This is a genomic window from Endozoicomonas acroporae, from assembly GCF_002864045.1.
In the GTDB taxonomy this organism is placed as follows: Bacteria; Pseudomonadota; Gammaproteobacteria; order Pseudomonadales; family Endozoicomonadaceae; genus Endozoicomonas; species Endozoicomonas acroporae.
The window spans coordinates 76,165-102,493 of sequence record NZ_PJPV01000056.1 but is presented as its reverse complement, the minus strand read 5'-3'; the positions used below and the strand labels follow the sequence as shown (position 1 = coordinate 102,493).

General features: G+C 50.3%; 35 protein-coding genes. 32 read left to right on the top strand and 3 right to left on the bottom strand.

Annotated features, from left to right (window positions below):
• Positions 1–28 precede the first annotated feature (28 nt).
• A complete protein-coding gene (mbhE, locus tag CX664_RS10285; protein WP_101746643.1) occupies positions 29–2,248 on the bottom strand; it encodes a hydrogen gas-evolving membrane-bound hydrogenase subunit E in 2,220 nt (739 codons plus the stop codon).
• A gap of 546 nt (positions 2,249–2,794) precedes the next feature.
• On the opposite strand from mbhE, the gene rpsJ reads away from it, so the two are divergent.
• The 31 genes from rpsJ to CX664_RS10130 all read left to right on the top strand — a co-directional run bounded on the left by rpsJ (position 2,795) and on the right by CX664_RS10130 (position 24,619).
• Positions 2,795–3,130, top strand: coding sequence for a 30S ribosomal protein S10 (rpsJ, locus tag CX664_RS10280; RefSeq protein ID WP_066014867.1), 336 nt, complete (start codon positions 2,795–2,797; stop codon positions 3,128–3,130).
• Positions 3,131–3,231: 101 nt separating this feature from the next.
• Positions 3,232–3,876, top strand: coding sequence for a 50S ribosomal protein L3 (gene rplC / locus CX664_RS10275; RefSeq protein WP_101746642.1), 645 nt, complete (start codon positions 3,232–3,234; stop codon positions 3,874–3,876).
• Positions 3,877–3,888: 12 nt separating this feature from the next.
• Positions 3,889–4,491 (top strand): 50S ribosomal protein L4, encoded by a 603-nt coding sequence (rplD, locus tag CX664_RS10270; protein ID WP_101746641.1) that lies wholly within the window; start codon positions 3,889–3,891, stop codon positions 4,489–4,491.
• On the top strand, positions 4,488–4,784 hold the full coding sequence (gene rplW, locus CX664_RS10265; protein ID WP_101746640.1) for a 50S ribosomal protein L23: 297 nt from the start codon (positions 4,488–4,490) through the stop codon (positions 4,782–4,784). Before rplD ends, rplW begins: the two co-directional genes overlap by 4 nt.
• Positions 4,785–4,795: 11 nt before the next feature.
• Positions 4,796–5,623, top strand: coding sequence for a 50S ribosomal protein L2 (gene rplB / locus CX664_RS10260; protein ID WP_101746639.1), 828 nt, complete (start codon positions 4,796–4,798; stop codon positions 5,621–5,623).
• 21 nt (positions 5,624–5,644) lie between these two features.
• Positions 5,645–5,923, top strand: a complete 279-nt coding sequence (gene rpsS, locus CX664_RS10255; protein ID WP_066014871.1) for a 30S ribosomal protein S19 — start codon at positions 5,645–5,647, stop codon at positions 5,921–5,923.
• Positions 5,924–5,935: 12 nt separating this feature from the next.
• Positions 5,936–6,271 carry a 50S ribosomal protein L22 gene (gene rplV, locus CX664_RS10250; RefSeq protein WP_066014872.1) on the top strand — a complete coding sequence of 112 codons (336 nt, stop codon included), beginning with the start codon at positions 5,936–5,938 and terminating at the stop codon, positions 6,269–6,271.
• Between the two features lie 11 nt (positions 6,272–6,282).
• Positions 6,283–6,990 carry a 30S ribosomal protein S3 gene (gene rpsC / locus CX664_RS10245; protein ID WP_101746638.1) on the top strand — a complete coding sequence of 236 codons (708 nt, stop codon included), beginning with the start codon at positions 6,283–6,285 and terminating at the stop codon, positions 6,988–6,990.
• A gap of 11 nt (positions 6,991–7,001) precedes the next feature.
• Positions 7,002–7,415 carry a 50S ribosomal protein L16 gene (gene rplP, locus CX664_RS10240; RefSeq protein ID WP_020582409.1) on the top strand — a complete coding sequence of 138 codons (414 nt, stop codon included), beginning with the start codon at positions 7,002–7,004 and terminating at the stop codon, positions 7,413–7,415.
• A complete protein-coding gene (gene rpmC / locus CX664_RS10235) occupies positions 7,415–7,606 on the top strand; it encodes a 50S ribosomal protein L29 (RefSeq protein ID WP_020582408.1) in 192 nt (63 codons plus the stop codon). The genes rplP and rpmC overlap by 1 nt, the downstream gene beginning before the upstream one ends.
• 1 nt (position 7,607) lies before the next feature.
• Complete coding sequence (gene rpsQ, locus CX664_RS10230) at positions 7,608–7,883, top strand: 30S ribosomal protein S17 (protein ID WP_101746637.1); 276 nt, start codon at positions 7,608–7,610, stop codon at positions 7,881–7,883.
• A gap of 127 nt (positions 7,884–8,010) precedes the next feature.
• Positions 8,011–8,379, top strand: a complete 369-nt coding sequence (gene rplN / locus CX664_RS10225) for a 50S ribosomal protein L14 (protein ID WP_066014875.1) — start codon at positions 8,011–8,013, stop codon at positions 8,377–8,379.
• A gap of 12 nt (positions 8,380–8,391) precedes the next feature.
• Entirely contained in the window at positions 8,392–8,706 is a 315-nt protein-coding gene (gene rplX, locus CX664_RS10220) for a 50S ribosomal protein L24 (protein ID WP_101746636.1), read from the top strand.
• 10 nt (positions 8,707–8,716) lie between these two features.
• The gene (gene rplE / locus CX664_RS10215) at positions 8,717–9,256 is read left to right on the top strand and encodes a 50S ribosomal protein L5 (RefSeq protein WP_101746635.1); all 540 of its coding nucleotides are present in this window, start codon (positions 8,717–8,719) and stop codon (positions 9,254–9,256) included.
• Positions 9,257–9,272: 16 nt separating this feature from the next.
• Positions 9,273–9,578 carry a 30S ribosomal protein S14 gene (gene rpsN / locus CX664_RS10210; RefSeq protein WP_101746634.1) on the top strand — a complete coding sequence of 102 codons (306 nt, stop codon included), beginning with the start codon at positions 9,273–9,275 and terminating at the stop codon, positions 9,576–9,578.
• Positions 9,579–9,607: 29 nt separating this feature from the next.
• The gene (rpsH, locus tag CX664_RS10205; RefSeq protein WP_101746633.1) at positions 9,608–10,000 is read left to right on the top strand and encodes a 30S ribosomal protein S8; all 393 of its coding nucleotides are present in this window, start codon (positions 9,608–9,610) and stop codon (positions 9,998–10,000) included.
• Between the two features lie 12 nt (positions 10,001–10,012).
• Entirely contained in the window at positions 10,013–10,546 is a 534-nt protein-coding gene (gene rplF / locus CX664_RS10200; RefSeq protein ID WP_101746632.1) for a 50S ribosomal protein L6, read from the top strand.
• Positions 10,547–10,560: 14 nt separating this feature from the next.
• Positions 10,561–10,911, top strand: a complete 351-nt coding sequence (gene rplR, locus CX664_RS10195; RefSeq protein WP_101746631.1) for a 50S ribosomal protein L18 — start codon at positions 10,561–10,563, stop codon at positions 10,909–10,911.
• Positions 10,912–10,923: 12 nt separating this feature from the next.
• A complete protein-coding gene (gene rpsE, locus CX664_RS10190; RefSeq protein ID WP_101746630.1) occupies positions 10,924–11,439 on the top strand; it encodes a 30S ribosomal protein S5 in 516 nt (171 codons plus the stop codon).
• A 3-nt stretch (positions 11,440–11,442) separates the two neighbouring features.
• A complete protein-coding gene (gene rpmD, locus CX664_RS10185) occupies positions 11,443–11,628 on the top strand; it encodes a 50S ribosomal protein L30 (protein WP_101746629.1) in 186 nt (61 codons plus the stop codon).
• 1 nt (position 11,629) lies between these two features.
• Entirely contained in the window at positions 11,630–12,064 is a 435-nt protein-coding gene (gene rplO / locus CX664_RS10180) for a 50S ribosomal protein L15 (RefSeq protein ID WP_101746628.1), read from the top strand.
• Positions 12,065–13,390, top strand: coding sequence for a preprotein translocase subunit SecY (secY, locus tag CX664_RS10175; RefSeq protein ID WP_101746627.1), 1,326 nt, complete (start codon positions 12,065–12,067; stop codon positions 13,388–13,390).
• Positions 13,391–13,435: 45 nt separating this feature from the next.
• On the top strand, positions 13,436–13,549 hold the full coding sequence (gene rpmJ / locus CX664_RS10170; protein WP_081622108.1) for a 50S ribosomal protein L36: 114 nt from the start codon (positions 13,436–13,438) through the stop codon (positions 13,547–13,549).
• Between the two features lie 361 nt (positions 13,550–13,910).
• Complete coding sequence (rpsM, locus tag CX664_RS10165; RefSeq protein WP_101746626.1) at positions 13,911–14,267, top strand: 30S ribosomal protein S13; 357 nt, start codon at positions 13,911–13,913, stop codon at positions 14,265–14,267.
• 103 nt (positions 14,268–14,370) lie between these two features.
• Positions 14,371–14,760: a 30S ribosomal protein S11 gene (rpsK, locus tag CX664_RS10160; protein ID WP_020582394.1), complete on the top strand. Its 390-nt coding sequence runs from the start codon at positions 14,371–14,373 to the stop codon at positions 14,758–14,760.
• Positions 14,761–14,775: 15 nt separating this feature from the next.
• Entirely contained in the window at positions 14,776–15,396 is a 621-nt protein-coding gene (rpsD, locus tag CX664_RS10155) for a 30S ribosomal protein S4 (protein ID WP_101746625.1), read from the top strand.
• A 31-nt stretch (positions 15,397–15,427) separates the two neighbouring features.
• Positions 15,428–16,429: a DNA-directed RNA polymerase subunit alpha gene (locus CX664_RS10150; RefSeq protein ID WP_101746624.1), complete on the top strand. Its 1,002-nt coding sequence runs from the start codon at positions 15,428–15,430 to the stop codon at positions 16,427–16,429.
• 68 nt (positions 16,430–16,497) lie between these two features.
• Positions 16,498–16,890: a 50S ribosomal protein L17 gene (gene rplQ / locus CX664_RS10145; RefSeq protein ID WP_101746623.1), complete on the top strand. Its 393-nt coding sequence runs from the start codon at positions 16,498–16,500 to the stop codon at positions 16,888–16,890.
• 357 nt (positions 16,891–17,247) lie between these two features.
• On the top strand, positions 17,248–20,100 hold the full coding sequence (locus CX664_RS10140) for a protein kinase domain-containing protein (protein WP_101746622.1): 2,853 nt from the start codon (positions 17,248–17,250) through the stop codon (positions 20,098–20,100).
• Between the two features lie 131 nt (positions 20,101–20,231).
• The gene (locus CX664_RS10135; protein ID WP_101746621.1) at positions 20,232–23,984 is read left to right on the top strand and encodes a hypothetical protein; all 3,753 of its coding nucleotides are present in this window, start codon (positions 20,232–20,234) and stop codon (positions 23,982–23,984) included.
• Positions 23,985–24,238: 254 nt separating this feature from the next.
• A complete protein-coding gene (locus CX664_RS10130; protein WP_101746620.1) occupies positions 24,239–24,619 on the top strand; it encodes a PH domain-containing protein in 381 nt (126 codons plus the stop codon).
• Positions 24,620–24,669: 50 nt separating this feature from the next.
• On the opposite strand, the gene CX664_RS10125 is transcribed toward CX664_RS10130, so the two are convergent.
• Both CX664_RS10125 and CX664_RS10120 read right to left on the bottom strand, forming a co-directional pair.
• Positions 24,670–24,981 (bottom strand): YhbY family RNA-binding protein, encoded by a 312-nt coding sequence (locus tag CX664_RS10125; protein WP_101746619.1) that lies wholly within the window; start codon positions 24,979–24,981, stop codon positions 24,670–24,672.
• A gap of 222 nt (positions 24,982–25,203) precedes the next feature.
• Entirely contained in the window at positions 25,204–25,461 is a 258-nt protein-coding gene (locus CX664_RS10120) for a hypothetical protein (RefSeq protein ID WP_101746618.1), read from the bottom strand.
• A 140-nt stretch (positions 25,462–25,601) separates the two neighbouring features.
• Here CX664_RS10120 and rlmE point away from each other — a divergent pair, with 140 nt between their 5' ends.
• The gene (rlmE, locus tag CX664_RS10115) at positions 25,602–26,222 is read left to right on the top strand and encodes a 23S rRNA (uridine(2552)-2'-O)-methyltransferase RlmE (RefSeq protein WP_101746617.1); all 621 of its coding nucleotides are present in this window, start codon (positions 25,602–25,604) and stop codon (positions 26,220–26,222) included.
• Positions 26,223–26,329: the final 107 nt, after the last annotated feature.

Here is a 26,329-nt window from a genome sequence, read left to right as displayed (position 1 = left end):
CCTAATAAGCTTCCGGCTATGCCGGAAGTCATTTAACTCGTTTGCCAGCCAGTACCGCAACGGTTGCCAATCCGGCAATCACCACCACGACGGCTTCGCCGAGGGTGTCAAACGCCCGGAAATCCACCAGGATAACGTTGACGATATTGCGCCCTCGGCCTCCGCTGACACTGGTTTGGGCATAGAACTCGGAGATTGCCTGATTCATGGGTTCGGCGGTAATAATCCACAGAGCCAGAGTGATGCTGATCCCGATGCCTGCGGCAACGCCGGCGTGTACCAGGCGGCGAACCGCTGAATGCCGGGGAACCGTGTTGGCAGCCGATAGATGGCGTAACACGATGGCGATAAAGACCACCAACAGGGTCTCTACCAGCAACTGCGTTTTGGCCACATCCGGGGCGCTGTACACCAGGAAAACCAGTGTGGTCAGAAAGCCAATGGTGCCCAGTGCGGTCACCGCCAACAGCAGGGTGCGGGCCTTGACCACCACCACAGCGGCGATGACCAGAAACAGTGCCAGCAGAATATCGTAGTACTTCAGATCCCAATCAATCGGTGGCAGGGGGTGTATTTGCCAGAGTACGGTGCCGAGAAAGGCCAGTAGTACCAGGAAAAACTGCAGGCTGTATTGAGTGAGCTGACCGTGCTGTAACAGACGGGTTTGCCAGTTTGCCAGTTTGACCACTGCATCCAGCAGGGACTGATAAACAGCAGGGCCGGACGGCAGGCCGGACATAAGCTGGTCGAGCCGGGGCTTCAGGCGTGGATAGCCCACATAGAGCAAGATACCCAGTAGCAACGTGAGTGCACTTAGCAGCAGTGGCAGGTTTAACCCTTCCCAGAGCTTCACCGTTTTCGGGGTAGCCAGCATCACCGTGGCAGCGGGATCAATCACCAGACCCTGATACCAGTTCAACAGAGCCAGCGGCACAATGATTGACAACAGTGCCAGAACGATGGGGGGCAACCAGAGCAGCGGATTATGCTCAACGGCTTTCATTGGTGCGGCCTTGGCATGGTGAGGCCGTAAAAAGGGTTTGATGACGATCAGCAATGCCAGCGCCACCATAATGGCATTGGCCAGCAGCATGGTGCCGGAAAGTACCCAGCCAAATTCCAGTCCTGCTTTATAAAGGTATTCCTTGGACAGGAAACCAAACGACGGTGGCAGACCCGCCTTGGACGCAGCGGTCACCAAAGCGGCAGTAAAGCTGATGGCCAGCACCGCACGCAGGCCCGCCAGTTCATGGTATTCCCGGGTGCCGGTGGCCTTATCGATATTGCCGACCACCATAAACAGTCCGGCCTTATAAAAGGAGTGCGCGGCAATCAACAGTAACGCGGCAGTGACGGCATAGCTGCTGCCGATGCCGATCAGCATCACCAGCTGGCCAAGAATGACATTGGTGCTGAAGGCAAGCATCAGCTTTAAGTCGGTCTGACGGTAAGCCTGTAGGGCGCACCACAGGGCAGTAAAAGCACCGGCACTGCACAGCAGCGTGAACCATAACGTGCTGTCACCGTACACCGGCAGCAGTCGTGCCAGCAGGTAAACACCGGCTTTGACCATGGTGGACGAGTGCAGATAGGCACTGACGGGGGTTGGTGCGGCCATGGCACCGGGCAACCAGAAATGAAAGGGAAACTGCGCCGATTTGCTGAATGCCCCCAGCAAAACAAGCAACAGTGATGGTGTAAACCAGGCGTGCTGAGACAGCGAAGCACCCTGGGTGATGATGGCACTGAGGCTGTAGGTGCCCGCCATTTCACCCAGCATAATCAGGCCCGCCAACAGTGCCAGACCTCCGCTGCCGGTGACCAGCATGGCTTGCAGGGCGTTCTTGCGGGATTTTTCCTGTTCGTGGTTAAAGCCAATCAGCAGATAGGAGGTGAGGGTGGTTAATTCCCAGAATACGAACAGCAACAGCAGGTTATCGGCCAGCACCAGACCCAGCATGGCCAGCATAAACAGGGTCAGATAGAGGTGAAACGCACCGCGGCCTTTATAGGGTTTCATATAAGCGATGGCGTAGAGCTGGACCAGAAACCCGACGCCACTGATTAAACTGGCAAACAGGACGCTGAGGCCATCAAGGCGGAGTGAAAAATCGATACCCAGTGACGGAATCCAGGGCCAATGCAGCAGAGACTCCGGTGGTTGATAGCTGGCGCTGATCAGCAGAAAAATCCCCAGCGGCAGCAGTGCGCAGAACGCCAACCAGAGTTTAAGTGTTGGATTTTGCATGAAATAAGGCCGTAAATATCGTTTGGATGAGAAAGCCGTGATTTAAGGTGGGACATTATAATGGCACTTTCGCTTTACTATATAGACAAAAGTTATGTCACCTATAAGGGGTGTGTGTGCAGGGTGGTATTGGAGTGATCTGATGTTTCATTAACAGCTTTTTACTTTGATAGTAAAGATATAACGCGTGAATAATGATCAAGAATGACGGGTTCATGGGGATTACAAAATTCAGGGGGAGTCAAAATAAATGTGGCCATGCGAAACTCATAAATGCCCTTTAAATAATGAAATATCGGGGCGGTGCACTAACCTAGCGTGACGACTACTCAGCCCGACTTCATATTGTCCCTATTCAGCGAACCCCCTCCGGCCATGTATCATGCCTGCCTGATAAAATGACCCTCTGCTCTTCCATATAACAAAAACTTGTTTGGAAGCTTGTGTTGACAGCAAGTTTTGTGGTTAGTAGAATTTTGCGTCCTTTTGTCTAGGTGACATAGTTCATCAGACTTTGTTCTTTATAGATGCCATGGTTAGAACAAAATGAGCCAACAATCAAAGCAGTCCTCACAGGCGCAGCAAATTCGTATTCGCCTGAAGGCTTTTGACCATCGCCTGATTGACCAGTCTACGCAGGAAATCGTTGATACTGCAAAAAGAACTGGTGCGCAGGTTCGTGGTCCAATCCCTCTGCCAACACGAAAAGAACGCTTTACCGTACTGATTTCTCCACACGTCAACAAGGACGCCCGTGACCAGTATGAAATCCGTACCCATAAGCGTCTTCTCGACATTATCGAGCCCACCGAAAAAACTGTAGACGCACTGATGAAACTGGATCTGGCAGCCGGTGTCGAAGTGCAGATCAGTCTCGGTTAATGAGGCCATGGGCTCTCCATCAAAGTGTGCACACTTTTGTGTAACAGCTCTGAAGTGAGCGGCCATAGTGGGTAATAGCCCCGTACACGAGAGAGGTTGAAATGACTATCGGATTAGTCGGCAAGAAACGCGGTATGACCCGTGTTTTCACCGAAGACGGTGTTTCCATACCGGTTACCGTAATTGAGGTAGATCCAAACCGCGTTACCCAGGTGAAAACCCTGGAAGCCGACGGATATACTGCAATTCAGGTAACTTCCGGAAGCAAGAAAAGCAGCCGTCTGAGCAAGCCGGAAGCTGGCCACTTCGCCAAAGCAGGCGTTGAAGCTGGTTCTGGTCTCTGGGAATTCCGTATCGACGCTGACGCTGAATATAAAGCGGGCGACGTTATCGGTGTAGACCTGTTTGAGCAAGGTCAGAAAGTAGACGTTACCGGTCAGTCCAAGGGTAAGGGCTTCCAGGGTGCTATCAAGCGCTGGAACTTCCGTATGCAGGACGCGACTCACGGTAACTCTCTGTCTCACCGTGCACCTGGCTCTATCGGCCAGTGTCAGACTCCTGGTCGTGTCTTCAAAGGCAAGAAAATGGCTGGACATATGGGCGCTGAAAACGTGACCGTACAGTCCCTGGAACTCGTTCGCGTTGATAGCGAGCGTAACCTGCTGCTGGTCAAAGGCGCAGTACCCGGTGCAACCGGTGCTGACGTTATTGTTCGTCCAGCAGTTAAAGCACGTGCTCACGCCTGAGGGGATTAGACGATGGAACTGAAGGTAAACGGTGCAGATGCCGTTCAGGTCTCAGACGTGACTTTTGGCACTGAATTCAACGAAACCCTGGTTCACCAGGCGGTTGTTGCATTCATGGCCGGTGCGCGTCAAGGCACCAGAGCTCAGAAAAACCGCAGCGACGTAAGTGGCGGTGGTCGTAAGCCCTGGCGTCAGAAAGGTTCCGGTCGTGCACGCGCCGGTACTATCCGCAGCCCACTGTGGCGCGGGGGCGGCAAGACATTTGCTGCCAAACCACAGAATCATGCTCAAAAGCTGAACAAGAAGATGTATCGCGCAGCGCTGCGTTCCATCTTGTCCGAGCTGGTTCGTCAAGAGCGTCTTATTGTGGTTGAGCAGTTCGCTGTTGAATCACCAAAGACCAAACTGGTTGTAGCCAAGCTGAATGAACTGAACGCTAACGGCGCGTTGATCGTTGCTGATGAAGTGGATCAGAACATTTATCTGGCCGCTCGCAACATTCCTCACGTGGATGTTCGTGACGTTCAGGGTATTGATCCGGTTAGCCTGGTTGCTCACGATAAAGTCGTGATGACCGTGTCTGCCATCAAGAAGTTCGAGGAGATGCTGGGATGAACCAGGAACGTATTTTTAAAGTTCTGCTTGGTCCGCACATTTCCGAGAAGGCCACTGTCGTTGCTGAAGAGCACAATCAGTACGTCTTCAAGGTAGCCAGGGACGCAACCAAGCTCGAAATCAAAAAAGCTGTTGAGCAGCTGTTTGAAGTCAGCGTTAAAGCTGTCAGGACTGCCGTTGTTAAGGGCAAGACCAAGCGTACTCGTTTCGGTATGGGCCAGCGCTCAGACTGGAAAAAGGCGTACGTCAGCCTGGAGCAAGGTCAGGAAATTGACTTCGCGGACGCGGAATAAGGAGCTAGAGAATGGCAGTAATCAAATGCAAGCCGACTTCTCCAGGTCGCCGCTTCGTTGTCAAGGTAGTTAACCCTGACCTCCACAAGGGTCGCCCTTACGCGCCCCTGGTGGAAAAGAAAGGCAAAACTGGTGGTCGCAACAATGCTGGTCGTATCACTACCCGTCATCGCGGGGGTGGTCACAAGCAGCACTACCGTATCGTAGACTTTCGTCGCAACAAGGACGGCATTCCAGCTGTTGTTGAGCGTCTGGAATACGATCCAAACCGTACTGCGCACATCGCCCTGTTGAAATACATGGATGGTGAGCGTCGTTACATTATCGCACCTAAAGGTGTGAAAGCCGGTGATGAGCTGTTCTCCGGTGTCGATGCCCCGATCAAAGCTGGTAATACTCTGCCTCTGCGCAATATTCCACAGGGTTCCATCGTACACTGTGTAGAAATGAAGCCTGGTAAAGGCGCTCAGATGATTCGCAGTGCTGGTGCTTCTGCCCAGCTGGTCGCTCGTGACGGTGCTTACGTTACCCTGCGTTTGCGTTCCGGTGAAATGCGTAAAGTATTGGCTGACTGTCGCGCCACTCTGGGCGAAGTCTCTAACAGTGAGCACAACCTGCGCTCTCTGGGTAAAGCGGGTGCTAAGCGCTGGCGTGGTGTGCGTCCGACCGTTCGTGGTGTTGCCATGAACCCGGTAGATCACCCACATGGTGGTGGTGAAGGTCGTACTTCCGGTGGTCGTCATCCTGTGACGCCATGGGGTGTTCCGACCAAGGGTCGCAAGACTCGTTCCAACAAGCGTACGGACAAAATGATCGTACGTCGTCGCAGCGCGAAGTAAGCCTAGAGAGAGGATACGATAGTGCCACGTTCATTGAAAAAAGGCCCATTTATCGACCTTCACCTGCTGAAGAAAGTCGAAGAAGCGGCTGAAAGCGGCAACAAGCGTCCGATCAAGACCTGGTCTCGCCGCTCCATGATTATCCCAACCATGGTTGGTCTGACTCTGGCTGTGCACAACGGTCGTCAGCACGTTCCTGTCTTCGTTACCGAAGATATGGTTGGCCACAAGCTGGGTGAGTTTGCTGCAACCCGTACTTATCGCGGTCACGCAGCAGACAAGAAGGCCAAGAAGCGCTAAGAGGGTATAGAAATGAAAGAAGTTGCTGCTATGCATAAAGGCGCTCGCATTTCTGCCCAGAAAGCGCGTCTGGTCGCTGACCAGATCCGCGGCAAGGCAGTTGGCGAAGCCCTGGATCTCCTGAGCTACAGCCCGAAAAAAGCTGCAGTTCTGGTTAAGAAAGTGCTTGAGTCTGCTATTGCAAACGCTGAGCACAATGACGGCATGGACATCGATGAGCTGAAAGTCTCTACTGTCTTCGTTGACGAAGGCATGACTATGAAGCGTATTCGCCCACGTGCCAAGGGTCGTGCTGATCGCATTCTGAAGCGGTCTTGCCATATTACGGTTAAGGTTGCAGAGGTCTAAGGAGCGGTCAGATGGGTCAGAAAGTACATCCTAATGGAATTCGCCTGGGCATCGTTAAGCCCCACCGTTCAGTCTGGTTTGCAGATGGCAGCGATTACGCTGACAAACTGAATGCTGACCTGGCGGTGCGCAGTTTCATTGAAGAGAAGCTGAAAAACGCTTCTGTAAGCCATGTTGAAATCCAGCGTCCAGCGCAAAGCGCCCGCGTGACCATTCACACTGCCCGTCCGGGTATCGTGATTGGCAAGAAGGGTGAAGACGTTGAGAAGCTGCGCCAGGCAGTGTCCAAAATGATGGGCGTGCCTGTGCACATCAACATTGAAGAAATCCGCAAGCCTGAACTGAACGCCATGCTGGTCGCTCAGAGCATCGCTGGCCAGCTGGAGCGTCGTGTGATGTTCCGTCGTGCCATGAAGCGCTCTGTCCAGAACGCCATGCGTCTGGGTGCCAAGGGTATCAAGGTGCAACTGAGTGGCCGTCTTGGCGGTGCTGAAATCGCGCGTACTGAATGGTACCGCGAAGGTCGTGTGCCACTGCACACCCTGCGTGCTGACATCGATTATGCACATTATGAAGCACTGACCACTTACGGTATTCTGGGTGTCAAGGTCTGGATCTTTAAGGGTGAGGTTATCGGTGGCATGGCGCCTACTGTTGAGCCTTCCAAAGATAAAGAACAGCCAGCTCGTCGCCCTAAGAAGCGTCAGGCTAAGAGTTAAGGAGCGCGGAAATGTTACAGCCTAAGCGTACGAAATTTCGTAAGCAGCAAAAAGGCCGCAATCGTGGTCTGGCACTCCGCGGCTCCAAGGTTAGCTTCGGCGAATACGCATTGAAAGCAATCGGTCGTGGACGTATAACAGCTCGCCAGATTGAGGCGGCTCGTCGTGCCATGACCCGTCACATTAAACGTGGCGGTAAAATCTGGATCCGCGTCTTCCCTGACAAGCCGATCACCGGTAAGCCTCTTGAGGTGCGTCAGGGTAAAGGTAAGGGTAACGTGGAATACTGGGTGTGCCAGATTCAACCAGGCCGCGTTCTCTATGAGATGGAAGGTGTGTCCGAAGAGCTGGCTCGTGAAGCCTTTGCTCTTGCAGCAGCCAAGCTGCCGCTGGAAACTGCCTTCGTTAAGCGGAGCGTAATGTGATGAAAGCTGCTGAACTGCGTGAAAAGTCTGTAGAGGAGCTCAATACTGAGCTGCTCTCTCTGCTGCGGGATCAGTTTAACTTCCGTATGCAGAAAGCTACTGGCCAGCTGGGTCAGAGCCATCTGCTGAAGCAGGTTAAGCGCGACATCGCTCGTGTGAAAACCATCCTGAACCAAAAGGCAGGAGCATAAGATGGCTGAAGAACTGGTTGGTCAAAAAAAGATCCGTACACTGTCCGGTAAGGTCGTGAGCGACAAGATGGATAAAACCATCACTGTGCTCATCGAGCGCCGGGTAAAACATCCGCTTCTGGGTAAAATCGTGAAGCGGTCCACCAAGTTGCACGCTCATGATGAAAACAACGACTGCCGTATGGGTGACGTTGTTACCATCAAAGAGACGCGTCCTCTGTCAAAGAGCAAGACGTTTACGCTTGTATCCATTGACGAGCGTGCTACTCAGATCTAAGGCTACGGTGCTTTGGGCTTGAGTGACTAATGGCCGTTCCGACAGGCTTTTAAACGATCTGTCGGAACGGTTGTTTTTGTGCAAGCCGGCGAGTACCCGTCTGCAGTTTGGGCTTGGAGAATAAGCAATGATCCAGACAGAAAGTCAACTCGAAGTCGCTGATAACAGCGGCGCCCGTCGAGTTCAGTGTATCAAGGTGCTGGGTGGATCCCACCGCCGCTACGCTGGCATTGGCGACATCATCAAAGTATCCGTGAAGGAAGCGATTCCCCGCGGTAAGGTCAAAAAAGGCCAGGTGATGAACGCTGTTGTCGTGCGTACCAAAAAAGGTGTTCGTCGTCCAGACGGTTCCCTGATCAAATTCGATGGCAATGCAGCCGTTCTTCTGAACGCCAACCTGCAGCCAATCGGTACCCGTATCTTTGGACCAGTGACTCGTGAGCTGCGCGGTGAGCAGTTCATGAAGATCATCTCACTGGCCCCAGAAGTACTGTAACGGGAGCAGGTAATGAAAAAGATCCGTCGTGATGACGAAGTCATCGTAATTGCCGGCAAGGACAAAGGTAAGCGCGGTAAAGTGCAGACCGTTCGTGCTGATGGTAAGCTGGTTGTTTCTGGCATCAATATGATCAAGAAACATCAGAAGCCTAACCCGATGCTGGGCACTCCTGGTGGAATCGTAGAAAAAGAAGCGGCTATCGAAGCTTCTAACGTTGCGATTCTGAACCCTGAAACCAACAAGGCTGATCGTGTTGGCTTTGCTATCGAAGATGGCAAAAAGCAGCGCGTATTCAAGTCTAACGGCAAGCCTGTTGACGCGTAAGGGGAGAGTGATGGCAAATTTTAAAACCAAATATCGTGAAGAAATTCTGCCCATGCTCAAAGAAGAGCTGGGTGTGAAAAACGTTCATGAAGTGCCACGCATCACCAAAATCACCCTGAACATGGGTGTTGGTGAAGCGATTGGTGACAAGAAAGTCATCGAGCACGCGGTTGCTGACCTGGAAAAAATCGCCGGTCAGAAAGCTGTCGTGACCAAGGCCCGCAAATCCGTTGCTGGCTTTAAAGTCCGTGAAGGCTGGCCAATCGGAGTTAAGGTGACTCTGCGTCGTGAGCGCATGTATGAGTTCCTGGAGCGTCTGGTTGACATCGCTCTGCCACGTGTCCGTGACTTCCGTGGTCTGAGCCCCAAGTCTTTCGACGGCCGTGGTAACTACAGCATGGGTGTTAAAGAGCAGATCATCTTCCCTGAAGTTGATTACGACAAAATCGACACTCTGCGCGGTCTGGACATCACTCTGACCACTACCGCCAAGAATGACGAAGAAGGCCGTGCTCTGCTGAAGGCTTTCAACTTCCCATTCCGTAACTGATACAGGTACGAGTTTTATGGCAAAAGTATCCATGAAGCAGCGGGAACTGAAGCGTCAGCGCACCGTTGCCAAGTATGCTGAAAAGCGTGCACAGCTGAAAGCTGTGATTAACAATCCTAACAGCACTGAAGATGAGCGTTGGGATGCCCTGGTGGCTCTGCAGAAGCAGCCTCGCAATGCCAGCAAGGCGCGTCTGCGTAACCGCTGCCGCATCACTGGCCGTCCACACGGCGTACTGCGCAAATTCGGCCTGAGCCGTATCAAGCTGCGTGAAGCAGCGATGCGTGGTGATGTTCCAGGTCTGGTTAAAGCCAGCTGGTAAGCGCATTTCATCTTCGGGAGATATAGATAATGAGTATGCAGGACCCGTTAGCAGATATGCTAACTCGTATCCGTAATGCCCAGATGGCAGAGCACGCCTCTGTCACCATGCCGTCCTCCAAAATCAAGGTTGCTGTAGCCCGGGTTTTGAAAGACGAAGGTTTCATCGCTGACTACAAAGTCGCTGGCGAAGCCAAGGCTGAACTGGCCATCGAGCTGAAGTATTTCGAAGGCAAGCCAGTTATTGAAAGCCTGAAGCGTACCAGTCGTCCTGGCCTGCGTTCTTACGCTGGCAAGGAAGCGCTGCCTAAAGTGAACGGCGGTCTGGGTATCGCTATCGTTTCCACCAACAAAGGTGTTATGACCGATCGCGCTGCCCGTGCAGCCGGTGTTGGTGGCGAAATTCTCTGCACTGTGTTCTAAGGGAGGGGTATTATGTCTCGAGTAGCCAAAAGCCCTGTTGCTGTCCCTGCTGGTGTAGAGATCAAGCGCAATGGCCAGATCCTGGTGATCAAAGGTTCCAAGGGTCAACTGGAACTTATTGTTCACAACAATGTCGAAGTTGGACAGGAAGAAAACGTTCTGACGTTTGCTCCACGTGATGGTGCCAAGCACTCCCGTGCTCTGGCCGGCACTACCCGTGCCCTGGTTAACAACATGGTAACCGGCGTTACCGCTGGCTTCGAGAAGAAGCTGCAGCTGGTTGGTGTTGGTTATCGTGCAGCGGCCAAAGGTAATAGCCTGACTTTGAACCTGGGCTTCTCCCATCCGGTTGAATACGAACTGCCACAAGGCGTGACTTGTGAAACTCCGACCCAGACTGAAATTCTGGTTCGCGGTATCGACAAGCAGCTGGTTGGACAGGTTGCTGCGGAAATTCGTGAATTCCGTCGTCCTGAGCCTTATAAAGGCAAGGGTGTTCGCTATGCTGACGAACGCGTTCGTCGCAAAGAAGCCAAGAAAAAGTAAGGTAGGGTGAGATCATGATGGACAAGAAATCTTCTCGCCTGCGTCGTGCCCTTCGTGCAAGGGTTAAGATGCGTGAGCTGGGTGCCATTCGTCTGAGCATCCATCGTACGCCTCGCCACATCTATGCGCAGGTTATCGCCGCTGACGGCGACAAAGTGCTGGCATCTGCCTCCACTGTTGAAAAAGAACTGCGTGGCGACGCTACCGGTAACGTAGAAGCGGCCAAGAAAGTTGGTGCCCTGGTTGCTGAGCGTGCCAAGGCGGCGGGTGTGACCAAGGTGGCGTTTGACCGCTCTGGTTTCAAATATCACGGTCGTGTCAAGGCGCTTGCCGATGCAGCCCGTGAAGGCGGACTGGAATTCTAAGGGTAGAACGTCATGGCAAGAGAAAGAGATGAGCGTAAGCCTAACAACGACGAAGGCTTGATTGAGAAGCTGGTACAGGTTAACCGTGTCGCCAAAGTGGTGAAAGGTGGTCGTATCTTCGGCTTCACAGCGCTGACAGTCGTTGGTGATGGCAAGGGTAAGGTTGGTTTTGGTCGCGGTAAAGCCCGTGAAGTGCCAATCGCTATCCAGAAAGCTATGGAAGCTGCCCGTCGCAACATGATTCATGTTGACCTGAACGGTGACACCCTGCAGTACCCGGTTAAAGCCCGTCACGGTGCTTCCAAGGTTTACATGCAGCCAGCATCTGCTGGTACCGGTGTTATCGCCGGTGGTGCAATGCGTGCCGTTCTTGAAGTGGCTGGCGTACACAACGTACTGGCCAAGTGCTACGGTTCTACCAATCCGGTGAACGTGGTTCGTGCTACTTTTAACGGTCTGCGCGACATGCGTTCTCCTGAAGGCGTTGCTGCCAAGCGTGGCAAGTCTGTTGAGGATATCCTGGGGTAAGTCATGGCTGAGAAGATGATCAAAGTGACGCTCGTGAAGAGCACTAACGGTCGCCTCGAAAGCCACAAGGCTTGCGTACGGGGTCTGGGCCTGCGTCGTATCAACCACACTGTTGAAGTGGAAGACACTCCTTCAGTTCGTGGCATGATCAACAAGGTAGCCTACCTTGTCCGGGTAGAAGGAGAATAACATGCGTTTGAATACTCTGAGCCCGGCTGAAGGTAGCCGCAAAGAGGGTAAGCGCGTAGGTCGTGGCATTGGCTCCGGCCTGGGCAAGACCTGTGGTCGTGGCCACAAGGGACAGAAGTCCCGTTCCGGTGGTTCTGTCAAGCCAGGTTTCGAAGGCGGTCAGCAGCCACTGCAGCGTCGTCTGCCAAAGTTTGGCTTTACTTCACGCAAAGCGCGTTTTACTGCTGAGATTCGTCTGCACGAACTGAACAAGGTCGAAGCTGACGTGATCGATCTGGCAGCGCTGAAAGCAGCTGACCTGGTCAGCGGTAGCATCCAGCGCGCCAAAGTGGTACTGTCTGGCGAATTGGCTAAAGCAGTCACCATCAAAGGTCTGGCTGTTACCAAAGGCGCCCGTGCTGCGATTGAAGCTGCCGGTGGTAAGATCGAGGACTAAATGGCTAAGACATTACCTGTTGGGAATCAAAGCGGCTTAAACGAGCTCTGGTCTCGCGTTAAGTTCGTGTTTCTGGCGATCCTGGTTTACAGGATCGGTGCGCACATCCCTGTGCCGGGCATCAACCCTGATGCGCTGGCTCGGATGTTTCAACAAAATGAAGGCACCATTCTGGGTCTGTTCAACATGTTCTCTGGCGGTGCGCTGGAGAGAATGTCGGTACTGGCCCTGGGTATCATGCCTTATATTTCGGCGTCCATTATCGTTCAGTTGATGAGCGTGGTGAGTCCGCAGTTGGAGCAGCTCAAGAAGGAAGGTGAGTCCGGACGTCGCAAGATCAGCCAGTACACCCGCTACCTGACCGTTGCCCTTGCCCTGGTCCAGGGTACTGGCATGACTGTCGGTCTGGCCAATCAGGGTGTTGCCTTCAGCACTGACCTCAGCTTCTATATTGTCGCTGTGGTCACGTTCGTCACCGGTGCCGTCTTTATGATGTGGCTGGGCGAACAGGTGACTGAACGGGGAATCGGCAATGGTATTTCGATTCTCATTTTTGCAGGTATTGTCGCTGGTCTTCCAAGTGCGATTGTGCGGTCTTTCGAGTCCGCACGTCAGGGTGATATCAACATCCTGATGTTGCTCGCCGTTGCCCTTCTGGCAATTGCGATCATCGCATTTGTGGTCTTTATCGAACGGGGTCAGCGCCGGATAACCGTAAACTACGCCAAGCGTCAACAAGGGCGCAAGGTGTTTGCGGCCCAGAGCAGCCATCTGCCATTGAAGGTGAATATGGCCGGTGTTATTCCAGCTATTTTCGCTTCCAGCCTGCTGCTGTTCCCTGCGTCCATTGCGCAGTGGTTCGGCCAGGGTGAAGGCATGGGATGGCTACAGGACATTGCTCTGGCGCTGGGTCCGGGTCAGCCACTGAACATCATACTGTTCTCGGCAGGCATCATCTTCTTCTGCTTCTTCTACACTGCCCTGGTCTTTAATCCAAAAGACGTGGCAGATAACCTGAAGAAGTCTGGTGCATTCATCCCCGGTATTCGTCCGGGCGAGCAGTCTGCACGTTATATTGATGGTGTCCTGACTCGCCTGACCATGTTCGGTGCTCTCTATATGACAGCAGTGTGTCTGTTGCCTCAGTTCCTGGTAGTGTCGGCCAATGTGCCGTTCTATCTGGGAGGTACCAGCCTGTTGATCGTGGTGGTCGTGGTGATGGACACCATGGCTCAGGTGCAGTCGCATCTCATGTCGCATCAGTATGAGTCGCTGCTGAAGAAATCCAATCTTAAGGGCTATGGCTCTGGCGGTCTGATCCGCTAAGCCACTCTCATTGAGAATAGTTCTGCAACGGTTGTGGAGTTAGTTATGAAAGTACGCGCGTCGGTTAAAAAAATCTGCCGCAACTGCAAGATCATCAAGCGTAAGGGTAATGTACGTGTGATCTGTCAGGAGCCGCGTCACAAACAGCGTCAGGGCTAATCATTGTTGGGAATCTACGGATTCTCGCGATAGCAGGACTCTGGTCTAATGTGACCTCAGGCAAAGCCAACCGCTCATGAAATTGTTCATGAGCGGTTGTGTTTTATCGAAAGGGGGATTACAATTTCCGCCTTTCGACCTGTTGGAAATGCCCTTTGCTGCGTGAGTGTTTTAGCTTTGCTTGATTGCTCCGTTGGCCAGGTGTTTTCTTCAGGATGAAAGCAGCCATTTCTGAAACAATGGTTCTTTCCGGCGTTTCAATATGGTGACGTGTTTCAGTTTAATTTGGTTTTGCTGAGCAATCAGGAATGATCAACTGAATAGCTGTTACACGGTTAAATGTAATAACGGAGACGATTGAATGGCCCGTATTGCTGGCGTCAACATTCCAGATAACAAACATGCCGTTATCTCGTTGACCTACATTTTTGGTATCGGTAAGACTTCAGCTCAGCAGCTGTGTGCTGCTACTGGCGTTAACCCGTCTGCCAAAGTATCTGAATTGAGCGAAGATCAGCTGGAATCCCTGCGTACTGAAGTTGCAAAACTCAACGTAGAAGGTGACCTGCGTCGCGAAATCAGCATGAACATCAAGCGCCTGATGGACCTGGGTTGCTACCGTGGCCTTCGCCACCGTCGCAGTCTGCCGGTTCGTGGTCAGCGCTCGAAGACCAATGCCCGTACTCGTAAGGGTCCGCGCAAACCGATTCGTAAATAAGATCGTTGCATTTCTCTGAAGAAACGCTTTGTATAGTTTTTTTCTATTAAATGCTTTTCTTTGCAGAGATTAACGAACTTTTAAATACAGGATTTGTTCTGATATGGCAAAGCCAGGTACTCGTACACGTAAGAAAGTTAAAAAGTCGGTTGTGGATGGCATCGCCCATATTCACGCCTCTTTTAACAACACTATCGTGACAATTACCGACCGCCAGGGTAATGCACTCTCCTGGGCAACCGCAGGTGGCTCCGGCTTCCGTGGTTCCCGTAAGAGCACGCCATTTGCTGCGCAGGTTGCAGCTGAGCGTGCCGGACGTGCCGCCGCTGAGTTCGGTCTGAAGAATTTGGACGTGAATGTTAAAGGGCCTGGTCCAGGCCGTGAATCCGCTGTACGCGCGCTCAACGCTTGTGGTTTCAAGATCAATAACATCACTGATGTTACCCCGATCCCACACAATGGTTGTCGTCCGCCCAAGAAGCGTCGTGTATAAGCAGGAGACCGGTAAATGGCTAGATATATAGGTCCTAAGTGCAAACTGTCTCGTCGTGAAGGCACTGATCTCTTCCTGAAGAGTGGTGTTCGTGCGCTCGAGTCAAAGTGCAAGGCAGAAAATGCTCCTGGCCAGCATGGCCAGCGTCGTGGTCGTCTTTCCGACTACGGTGTTCAGCTTCGTGAGAAGCAGAAAGTTCGTCGTATCTACGGTGTACTGGAAAAGCAGTTCCGTAACTACTACAAGGAAGCTGACCGTCTGAAGGGTGCAACCGGTTCAAACCTGTTGCAACTTCTGGAGTCTCGCCTTGATAATGTGGTTTACCGCATGGGATTCGGTTCTACCCGTGCAGAAGCACGCCAGCTGGTCAGCCACAAAGCTGTCATGGTTAATGGCAAGACTGTAAACATCCCGTCTTATCAGGTTAAGCCTGGTGACGTTGTTGCTATCCGTGAAAAGGCAAAGAACCAGCTGCGCATCAATGCAGCGCTTGAACTTGCTGCCCAACGTGGTTTCTCCATCTGGGTAGAAGTGGACGCCAGCAAAAAAGAAGGTGTCTTCAAGACGCTGCCCGAGCGGAGTGATCTGGCGGCCGACATCAACGAGAGCTTGATCGTCGAGCTGTACTCCAAGTAAGGGATAGACAGTTAGGTGGGGTGTAACATCCATGCAGAATTCGGTTACTGAATTTCTAACTCCTCGACACATTGATGTTGAGGAAATCAGTCTGACACGGGCAAAGGTCACCCTGGAGCCGCTGGAACGTGGTTTTGGGCATACCTTAGGCAATGCCCTGCGTCGCATTCTTCTTTCCTCAATGCCCGGTTGTGCCGTGACTGAGGTAGAGATTGATGGCGTGCAGCATGAATACAGTGCTATTGAAGGTGTTCAGGAAGACGTTATTGAAATCCTGCTCAACCTCAAAGGCCTGGCTATTCGCATGACTGGCCGTGACAGCGTTACTCTGACTCTGAGCAAAAAAGGCGAGGGTGTCGTCACTGCTGCTGACATCCAGCTGGATCATGATGTTGAAATCGTGAATCCTGATCATGTTATTGCCCACATGAATAACAAGGGCAAGCTCAACATGAAGCTGAAGGTTGCTCGTGGTCGTGGGTATGAATCAGCCGACAGCCGTCGTCAGGATGAAGAGGAAACTCGCGCTATCGGCCGTCTGCAGCTGGATGCCACCTATAGCCCTGTATACCGTGTTTCCTATGTCGTAGAAAGTGCTCGTGTAGAACAGCGTACTGACCTCGACAAGCTGGTTATCGATCTGGAAACCAATGGTACTCTGGATCCTGATGAAGCCATCCGTCGTGCTGCTACTATTCTGCAGCAGCAGCTGGCGGTATTCGTGGATCTGGAAGGTGAGTCCGAGCCAGAGCCTGTGAAGGAAGAAGACGAGGTTGATCCGATTCTTCTCCGTCCGGTTGATGATCTCGAACTGACCGTACGTAGTGCTAACTGCCTGAAGGCAGAGAACATCTACTACATTGGTGACCTGATCCAGCGCACTGAAGTTGAGTTGCTCAAGACCCCGAACCTGGGTAAGAAGTCCCTGACTGAAATCAAGGATGTTCTGGCCTCCCGTGGTCTGAGCTTGGGTATGCGTCTTGATAACTGGCCACCTGCCAGTTTGAAGAGCGACGATAAGGTTTCTGCTTAATTGCAGCCAGGAGCCGCCACTGTTGCAGAAACAGAAGCGGTTCCTGGTAAGAAGAGGAAGTTTGTGCCATGCGTCATCGTAAGAGTGGCCGCAAGCTTAACCGGAACAGTTCTCATCGCAAAGCGATGTTCAAGAATATGGCTGCTTCCCTGGTTGAGCACGAAGTAATCAAGACAACACTGCCAAAAGCGAAAGAGCTGCGCCGTGTTGCTGAACCGCTGATCACCCTGGCTAAGGAAGACAGCGTTGCTAACCGTCGGCTGGCGTTCGATCGTCTCCGTAACAAGGCTGCGGTAGGCAAACTGTTTACTGATCTGGGCCCGCGTTTCAAAGAGCGTCCAGGCGGTTACATCCGTATCATCAAGTGCGGATTCCGTCATGGTGACAACGCGCCTATGGCTTATGTCGAGTTGCTGGACCGTCCTGCTGTTGCAGCAGTAGAGTCCGCTGACGAAGAATAAGTCAGAAAAAAGCCGGGTTATCCCGGCTTTTTTGTTTTCACCCTGCCATAAAGTTCTTTTACTGTTTCTCTGTGTGTTCTTAGCATCTTGCCCTTCATAATCAGTTAACCAACTGTCATCGAATATATTCTATCCATTGGCCATTCTACTTCAGAAGATGAGTCGGGATGTTATAAACGCTTACCAATTGGTTAGTGATTTATGTGAAAACAAATGGAAAATAATATTTAGTATCTCGAATCACTTTATGGAACTTTGATTTGACTTTCTGTCAGGTTAATTAACAACGATAAAGAACTATTTAAACTTTTAATGATCAAATCTTCATAATCAAATTTTTAATTGCAGGAATGAGTTATGCTTTACCCTCCATCCTTTGCAACCCCACCGCGTCAGACGGAGTCAGTCGGTGGCAAGCAACGAAATGCCCAGGAGATTAAGTTCATTCGTGAATTGTCCCCCCAGGAAGCCAGAATGGCTGAAGAATTATATGGTCAGCTTAAAGTACGTCATCACAGTAGCTCAGATCACTCCTGTCATTGTTTAGTGAAGTTCAGTTATTTTGATCGACTAGTTGGCTTTAAAAGGGCTGGAGAGAAACCTTTCATTATCCAGGTTCACGATAAAAACAGTTCATATATAGGCAAAGGTGCTTTTGGAAAAGTCTATGAAAGTAGTCATTTGGTCCGAAAGTCAGAGAAATGTTGGGGAGTTCCTCAAGGGCAGCAATATAACAGAATTATGAAGATCCAGAGAAACACTGAAGTTGCCCGGAGTGAAATGGATTTTCATTCGGTTCAGCCCGGATCGTTAGGTGCTGGAAAATTTAAAGGTTACCAATATCTGGATCAACTACGCATTCCCGGAGAATGTTTGCAGAAGTATTTTGATGATCAAAAATGGCCACTGAAAGACAGGTTTGACTGTGCTGTGGCTATGTTGATTTGTGCTAAGACTTTCGTGGCTGGGGGGTTAGTTCATCCTGATCTTAAACCGTCCAACATGATGTATGATGAGGTTAATAAAGAGATCTTTTTTATTGACAATGCCCATGTATTTGATCTTGAAGATCCATCAGTGCCCAGGCCCCAGAATCTAGTGGGGACACCGTTTTTTATTGAGCCTGACCAACACCAGAAATCAGAAATTACAGCCAAGTCGATGGTGTTTTCCCTTGGAATTATTTTGTTGAATTTATTTTCTGATGAACCTGGTAAATATAAAGTTGCCGAGTCTCGGACTGTTCAGCGTAAGGACTTAAAACTAAATCTGGCGAAATTTCTTCCAAAACTCAGGATAGACAGTAATGATTTCGTCCAGCAGCTGTCAGGTTTCTTAACTCAGATGGTTTCGACAAACAGCGCCTCTCGTCCCGACTTAGACGAATGCCTGGGGAAAATGACCGCTTTTTCCAGTGGATACAAAATCATTGAAGAAGCTGCTAGTCAATTGAAGTTGGCCAAAGATAGCGTTGAAAGTTTGAAAAAGGAACTAACGTTGATAGAACAAAGCCGTAGTTTAGTTAAAAGACAGGGTATAACAGAACAGAAATTCAAACAACTAAAAGAAGAAGGTGCTGCGAAAGAATATGAAATGCAGATGAAATTGGAAGTGCAGCAGATTGCAATCGATAAGATGAAAGAAGAGCAGAACCAGAAATTGGAAAAGTTAATGCAGGTACAACAGCTGAAGTTTGAAAAACAGCAGCAAGAAACCGAATCGCTGGAAAAACAAACTGCTCATTATAAAGCTGTGGCAAAAAGTGCGCAAAGTGATGTCGAGCTGAAATCTCGTATACTGGAAGCGCAGACAGAAGAAGTAAAAAAGATGAAAGGAGTCCTTTTCAATCAAGAAAAAGAATTGGAGACGTTGATAGAAGAGGTTGCCAAGGCAGAGGAGCAGAATCGGGAGGTGGATATAGCGCGTAACGAGGCGGAGGCAGCGCGTATAGAGGCTGAGCAGGCACTCACAGAGGCACAAAATAGAAATTCTCAATATAAACTAAAGCTGAGAAAAGTGGAAAATGATCAAAAGCTTGCAACGTCTAAATTGGAAGAATTTGAAATCAATGAGCAAAAACTGCTGGCTGAGAAAGCTTCTCAAGAGACGAAAGTAAAGGAACTTTCGAGTAAGCTGTCTAAAAATCTAAAGGCACCTTTGGATAGGTTGAAAAAGGTAGCAAGTAATCGGGGTGATATAGATAAAGCTGATTTTTGTACGATATTGCCTGGTATTATAGAAACCCAGCTATCCAATTCTGAGCAGATCAGATTACTGGAAGAGATTGGAATATTTATTTTTTGCAATATTGGAGCCACCTATACCCATAAGTCCAATTTAAGGCCTTTTTCCTTATATCCCCGTCGGCAGTCTGATTTCACGAAGACTCAACTAATTCATTTGGAGGCAGTTTCATCCCAGGCTAAAGCGCTGGCAGAAAAGATGTTAAAAGGTAACGAAGAAAGTAAGCGGCAGGCGTGCGATTTTTTAACCAAAGGTTTTGCTACACGGGTTCAGGTCACAGATGCTTTAACAGCAGACAATGGCTGGGCTGAATCACTGCTGGCCTCCACTCCCGGAATTTCAAAATATCAGTTCACGTCAGAAAATGTGGCAAAGTTTAAGAAATCTTACCTCTCTCATTATTTTCAAGATGGCAGGGAAGGTGACCCCGGTAAAAGCAAACAACTGGCAGTTTATATGGCGGATTTGGAAAAAATGGATGAAGCCAGTGCGGCAAGGAGTTTGCTGGCTATGCTCGCAGCTAAAGGACCTGTGGCAAATTTTGATGCTTTAGAGAATGAGTTTTTGTCTATTCTCACCAGGCCGGACGCATATACCAGAGGGGCGCAGGACACTGTCACCTGGTTTGCTGAATTTGTGTGTGAAAGTGTCGTTGGAGAGAAACTTATTCGTCAGGATATTGATTCGCCATCGGCAACCAAAATGAAGCATATTGCTTTGCTGCGATCTGCTTATGCTGAGGTTTTAAATCCATTAATAGGGCAGAAACTGGATTCGCTGACCGTTAAAAAATTAGCGGAGAGTCGCCTGGTGAACTTCTCTCCCGTTCAATACCAGCATGAACTTCAAGGTTCTCAAAATGATCTGAAGTATAAAGTGACAGCACTTTTGGAGTCAGAGGAAAATATTGCAGTCTACAAGGATTACTTGCATAAAAAGTTCGCGGCAGATTTTTCTGTTTTTTAGTGTCAGTTACCCGGATCTGACCGTGATCCTACCACTTGCACCTGCCTTTCGGTTTGAGGTTTATCTCTCGGCCTGGCACCTTTTGAATGGAACTTAATCATTGTTTTAAGGTCGAACGGCGTTATTGATGAGTGCAGGATTTTATTCTGAAAGCAGCATTAATCGCCCACTCAAAGCCTGCTTGCTGGGTTGATCAACAGGCCTGTTCAAGCAGGGTTTCTGACCCTTCCGTAAGTGCATTTTACGGTAAAAGTGTCTCAAACCTTAGTTCCCAAAGAGTCACAGGCACCGCTCTGTATAATGGCAAGTGTGTTGAGGATGCTTTTTGGGAACAAAAACCATTACAAGGACGTCAAATCACTTCGGCTGATGTGCTTACAGCCTATGGACATGATACATCTTCTATCAGAAGCGGCTTTTTCCTGCAAAAACTGTGCTTACAGAACATTCTGCATGGCAATAGAGTCGTTACCCCGATTCAGGTCATTGAAGAGTTCTCCCGACAGCCAGATCGAAATCATAAGTTCAAATTAGCGATAGCACGCTTCATGGCGGAATGTTGTTTGATGGGCCTGTACTTGAATGGTCATCCGGTCACTCCGGATTCGGTGGTCATGGCTTATCACGCCATCGGGGCAACACTGGAGCTGGCGCGCTTCAAGTCGGAATGTTGCCTTAGGTATCTGCTGTTGAATGGCCGACAGGTTACACCGGATGAGGTGGTTAAGGATTTCCCGGATAGTCCGGGAGGCAAACTGGGGATAGCCCGTTTTAAAGCGGAATGTTGCCTGAAGTGCCTGCCGTTGAATGGTCGGCAGATCACACCGGAGGAAGTGGTTAAGGATTACCCGGATAGTCCGGAAGGTAAGCTGGGGATAGCGCGCTTTACCGAAGAATGTTGTTTGAGGGGCTGGCTGCTGAATGGTCAGCAGGTGACACCGGATGAAGTGGTTAAGTATTTCCCGGATAGTCCGGTAGGCAAACTGGGTATAGCGCGCTTTAAAGCTGAATGTTGCCTGAACAACTTGCCATTGCATGGCCAGCATGTCACAGCAGATGAGGTGGTTAAGGATTATCAGGCAGTCGGGGCGCCACTGGCGCTGGCACGCTTCAAAGCGGAATGTTGTCTGAGGAGCTTGCTATTGCATGGCCAGCAGGTGGCACCGGAAACGGTGGCAAAGGATTATCAGGCCGCCGAAGCCCCACTGGAGCTGGCACGCTTCAAAGCAGAATGTTGCCAGCGGGGGCTGCTATTGAATGGCCTGCAGGTCACGCCGGATGCGGTGGTTAAGGATTATCTGGCCATTAACGCGACACTGCCGCTGGCACGTTTCAAAGCGCAATGTTGCCTGAGGGGGGTGCCGTTGAATGGCCAACGGGTTATACCGGAAGCGGTGGTCAGGGATTATCAGGCCGTTAAAGCGACACTTGATCTGGCGCAGTTTAAGGGACAATGTTGCTTTAGGGGGAAGCTGTTGAATGGTCAACAGGTTACACCGGATGAGGTGGTTAAGGAGTATCGGGCAGCCAGGGCAGCACTGGGGCTTGCCCGTTTCAAAGCGGAATGTTGCCTGAGGGGTATGTTGCTGAATGGCCGGCAGGTTACAGCGGCTGCGGTGGTTAATGATTTTCCGGCAAGCCCGGAAGGCAAACTGGGTGTAGCGCAATTCAAAATGGAGTGTTGCCTGCGGGGCCTGGCGTTGAATGGCCGGCAGATCAAACCGGATATGGTGGTTAAGGATTTACCGAAGTGTTCGGACAGTAAACTGGCGATAGCACACTTCAAAGCGCAGTGTTGCCTGAGGAGCATCGCACTGAATGGTCAGCAGGTTACACCGAATGAGGTGGTTAAGGGTTTTCAGGCAATCAGGGCAAAACTGGCGCTGGCATGTTTCAAAGCGGAATGTTGCCTGAAGGGTATGTTGCTCAATGGCCAGCAGGTCACAGCGGCTGAGGTGATCAAGGATTTTCCGACGAGTCCGGAAGGCAAACTGGGGATAGGGCGCTTCAAAGCGGAATGTTGCCTGAGGGGGGTGCCGTTACAGGATCGGCCGGTGACACCGGATACGGTGGTTAAAGCGTTCCCGGACAGTCCGGAAGGCAAGCTGGGGGTTGTGCGCTTCAAGGCAGAATGCTGCTTCAGGGGCATGTTGTTGAATGGCCAGCAGGTCAACCCGGATGAGGTGGCTAAAGACTATGTCCGTGGTGGTTGGCTGCTGGAAAGGGCTATTTTTTATTCCCAGCTGGCATTGAATGCAAGAATAGTGCATGGCTCCTGTTTGGATAACCAGAGAGTATTGGCAGCGTTTAATACAGTGCCCGGGGATCATTCTTCAAGACAAACCAGGTTTCTGATTCAACGGCTGGAACAATGTCAGCCGTATGATGAAGCCAGCGAGGTTCAGGACATTTTTCAAGAAGCCTGTCAAACCTTAAACAACTTATCGGTCAAAGACGATGAGCAGCATCGAGTGCAATGTATCCTGAAATTCATGGCGATGCAGCATGAGCTGCCAATGAATCATCAGAGCGTATCAGCAAAACAGGTATTGCAATCCATCAATACACTGAGGCGCTCATTTCAGAATTTACGCCTGCATTTCTTCTTCCTGGCTCATTGCTACAGTAAGAGACTGCCTATTGATGGACGACAAATCCATAAGGATCAGGTGCTGGAGTGCCTTAATAGTTTCCCTGAAGGAAGTAAGCAGCGCCATGCGTTGCGCTGCTGGTTTGAACAATACAGCTCCAAAGCCAATATATCTGATCAGCGGCTGTTTCAGCCGGTTATCCCCAGAAGTGGTATTGACAACTATGGCCGGGTAGCAAAACCGTTAGAGGTATCCGATACCAATCCTGGCCAGGAAGACCTTTCCCCTCCTCAGGTTAAGGAGTTCAGGAATGCACCAGATAATGCATCGGTTGCTCAGGCATTATTTTCCACCATTGTGGCTCAAGCCCGGAAGCAATGGGCAAAAACAAGGGGACCAGGTTTCCAGGACAAGCAAGCTCAGCGGTTAGATGCGCTGACGCTAAAAGCACTGGAAATTATTCAGGACGTCAATCGCTCTTATGCCGATCCCCCCATTCTGATTACTGGTTCATACGCCCGTTTTTTGCAGAACCTCTGCACGGCATTTAATGATATTGACATTATCTGTACGACAGAAAAATCGGCCACCATACTCTTTGAGAAGTTGCAGGCACTGAACACCGATGAGGATTCAGAAATCACACAAAGCATCACCTTCAGGCCGGTCCCGGGGTGTCAGGCGATTAAATTGCCACAGGCCTGCAATATTGATCTTAGATACGGTGATTTGGGGATCAAAACGATGGGGCTGCAAGTCAGTGTGGACTCCAGAGTCATTGATACGAATGAAGCACGACTGGCCGTTCACGTCCCTGGTGTTGAAAGGCCTGTATGGTGTTTGTCGTTTACTGAAGAAACCAGATTATTGAACGATGCGCTGGAATACCTTGTTGAGAACCTTGATCCGCTGACAAGGAAATTACAAAAAGGGGCTGTATTTGACATACCTCGAACCCTTCTTTTTAACGATCCTCAAAACGCCCATGAGCGCATTTATGGCTTGCTGATACGCTCACTGCTTACCCTGAATAAAGCCCGGCAGTTTATCGCCCTGCGCTGTGAGGAAGAACCCGAAACACCAAACTGCCGGACTGACCGGCTTCGACAGGAACAACATCGCCTTCATGAACTGACTGGGAATCTTCAAATAAAATTGGCCACCCATGTGTGCCGTGATGATTTTGAGCACAGGGTTAACGGCTGGCTGGCGACAACTCAGCTCGTTAATGATTACCAGCTCAAGAGGAAGGATTTTGTCAAAGTGCTGCTGGCGATGATGAATCCTGAATAAGATCAGGTAGACTCGACGCATTGAACATGATCATTGGTAAGTAGTTAACCAAATGAAATCGTATTTTCTGACTAAGTGGGCAGTCACTCTGCGGCGTTACAACTACGGTCACATAGCTACGGCTATGCTCCCTGCGTTGTGCCTTGCATAGTAACTGCCCACTTAGCCAGAAATATACGATTCCATTTGGCCAACTACTTATCCCCGAAAAATGATGCTTGCTGATAACCTGTGAAAAATTAAGGAGAAATGCTATGGGTCTGTTTGATGCCTTACTGGGCAATGCAGGTGAGATGAGCAATACGGAAGCAATGGAGGATCTGGCAACCATTCTTAATCCGTCGGAGTCCATAGAGCTGGCCTATAAGCTGGTGCGGGATATGGTGGTTTTGACCAATCACCGGTTGATTCTGATCGACAAGCAGGGGCTTACCGGACGCAAGGTTGAATATCGCTCAATACCTTATAAGTCGATCACCATGTTTACCGTGGAGTCCGTAGGCCATTTTGATCTGGATGCTGAACTGAAAATATGGATTTCCGGCCAGCCAGAGTCAATGCAGATGGAATTTAACAGCAAAACCAATATTTATAAGCTTCAGGCAATCCTGGCGGCGAAAGTGGCAGGGCAATAATTGCTTGCCAGCCAATCGTTGATAAAGGCCACCATCGTGGCCTGTTCGGTTTAGCCCTGGACTCTCAGCAGGTTTGAGAGTGCCGGATTGGGTTTGTCGGCGGCTTTGAAAATCAGTGCGATTTTGCCAATCGTTTGAATGAGGTCAGAGTTTGTGGCGCTGATCAGTTCGCTAACCAGTTGCTGGCGGGTTTCCCGGTCGCCAATGGCGAATTTCACTTTGATCAGTTCATGGTCATTCAGTGCGCGTAATGTTTCTTCAACCACGCCATCTGTCAGCCCCTTGTCTGCCACAATGACGACAGGGTTCAGGTTGTGGCCGATGGTACGGAAATGCTTCTTTTTGGCTGCATTCAAGCTCATGTTTGCTATTCCTGATAATTTCTTTAATAACGAATCGTCATACACGATATCTGATGATGGGTATGACCGTATTTTTCCAGAGAAGTTTTCGTTAATGCAGGTTGGGGACAGAAAAGTACTGTTCATGGAGCGCTTAACGGTCATTGACTGGGTGTCGAAGAGAGCGAATTAATGTCCAGCGCCGTGGACTGCGGAATGGGGCTCAGGCTGGCAGCATATAAGTCACTCGACAGCATATTCAAGCTTCTGGTGGCGCATGCTATCGCTTTCTGGCTGCTGAGGGAAGTGTGCCTGCTGTTCGAGGCTGCCCGTATAAGTGGTGACCTGTCTCTTCGGCAGTGATTGAACAATACGTATTATGCTGATGGTGTTACGGCTGTCGGTGATTACTGACTCCACAATAATAAACTTGCCAAAGCGTTTGACCAGCGCAAGTGTGTGGAAAGTGTTGGCTTGTGGTGCGTAATAACCCCTAATCATTCGCTTAATCTTTTATTGTCTTCTGCTGTCACAGCCATGCTGTATAAGATATTATCGCCATGACTTTTACTTTAAGTAGTTAACCAAATATTTTTCAGGCAACGTTCAGGCTTAATTTACAGGCAGTTTGCAAAAAGATTATGGCGAGATCCAAAAGTAGTGGTCGCTGGTTAAAAGAGCACTTTGATGACCACTATGTAAAGCAGTCGCAAAAAGATGGTTGGCGATCCAGGGCCAGTTATAAACTTCTGGAAATTCAGGAGAAGGATAAACTCTTTCGCCCGGGTATCCGGGTGGTTGATCTGGGTGCTGCACCCGGTGGCTGGTCTCAGGTAGCGGTTGAGTTAGTGGGTGATCAGGGGCGCGTGGTTGCTTCTGATATTCTGCCAATGGATCCCATCGCCGGGGTTGACTTTGTTCAGGGTGACTTTACAGAAGACGCGGTGCTGGAACAAATACTCGAAACCATCGGTTCGGACCGGGTAGACCTTGTAATTTCCGATATGGCCCCCAATATGAGTGGAGCACTCTCTGTTGATCAGCCCAATGCCATGTACCTTGTGGAACTGGCACTGGATCTGTCCAGGCAGGTATTGCGTAAAGGAGGTGTTTTCCTGGTTAAAGTATTTCAGGGTGAAGGCTTTGATGCCTGTCTGAAAGATATGAAAACCAGCTTTGACAAAGTGCAGACTCGCAAGCCGACGGCTTCCAGGGCGCGCTCAAGAGAAGTATATCTGCTGGCCTCGGGCTTCAGGGGATAATACCGGGCGTTGAATAATAGGATGCATTAATCAGCATGATAGAAGACAATCACTGTCACACCGTCCGCTGATCGTGTATCGTTGCAGATAAGCATTAATACATAATC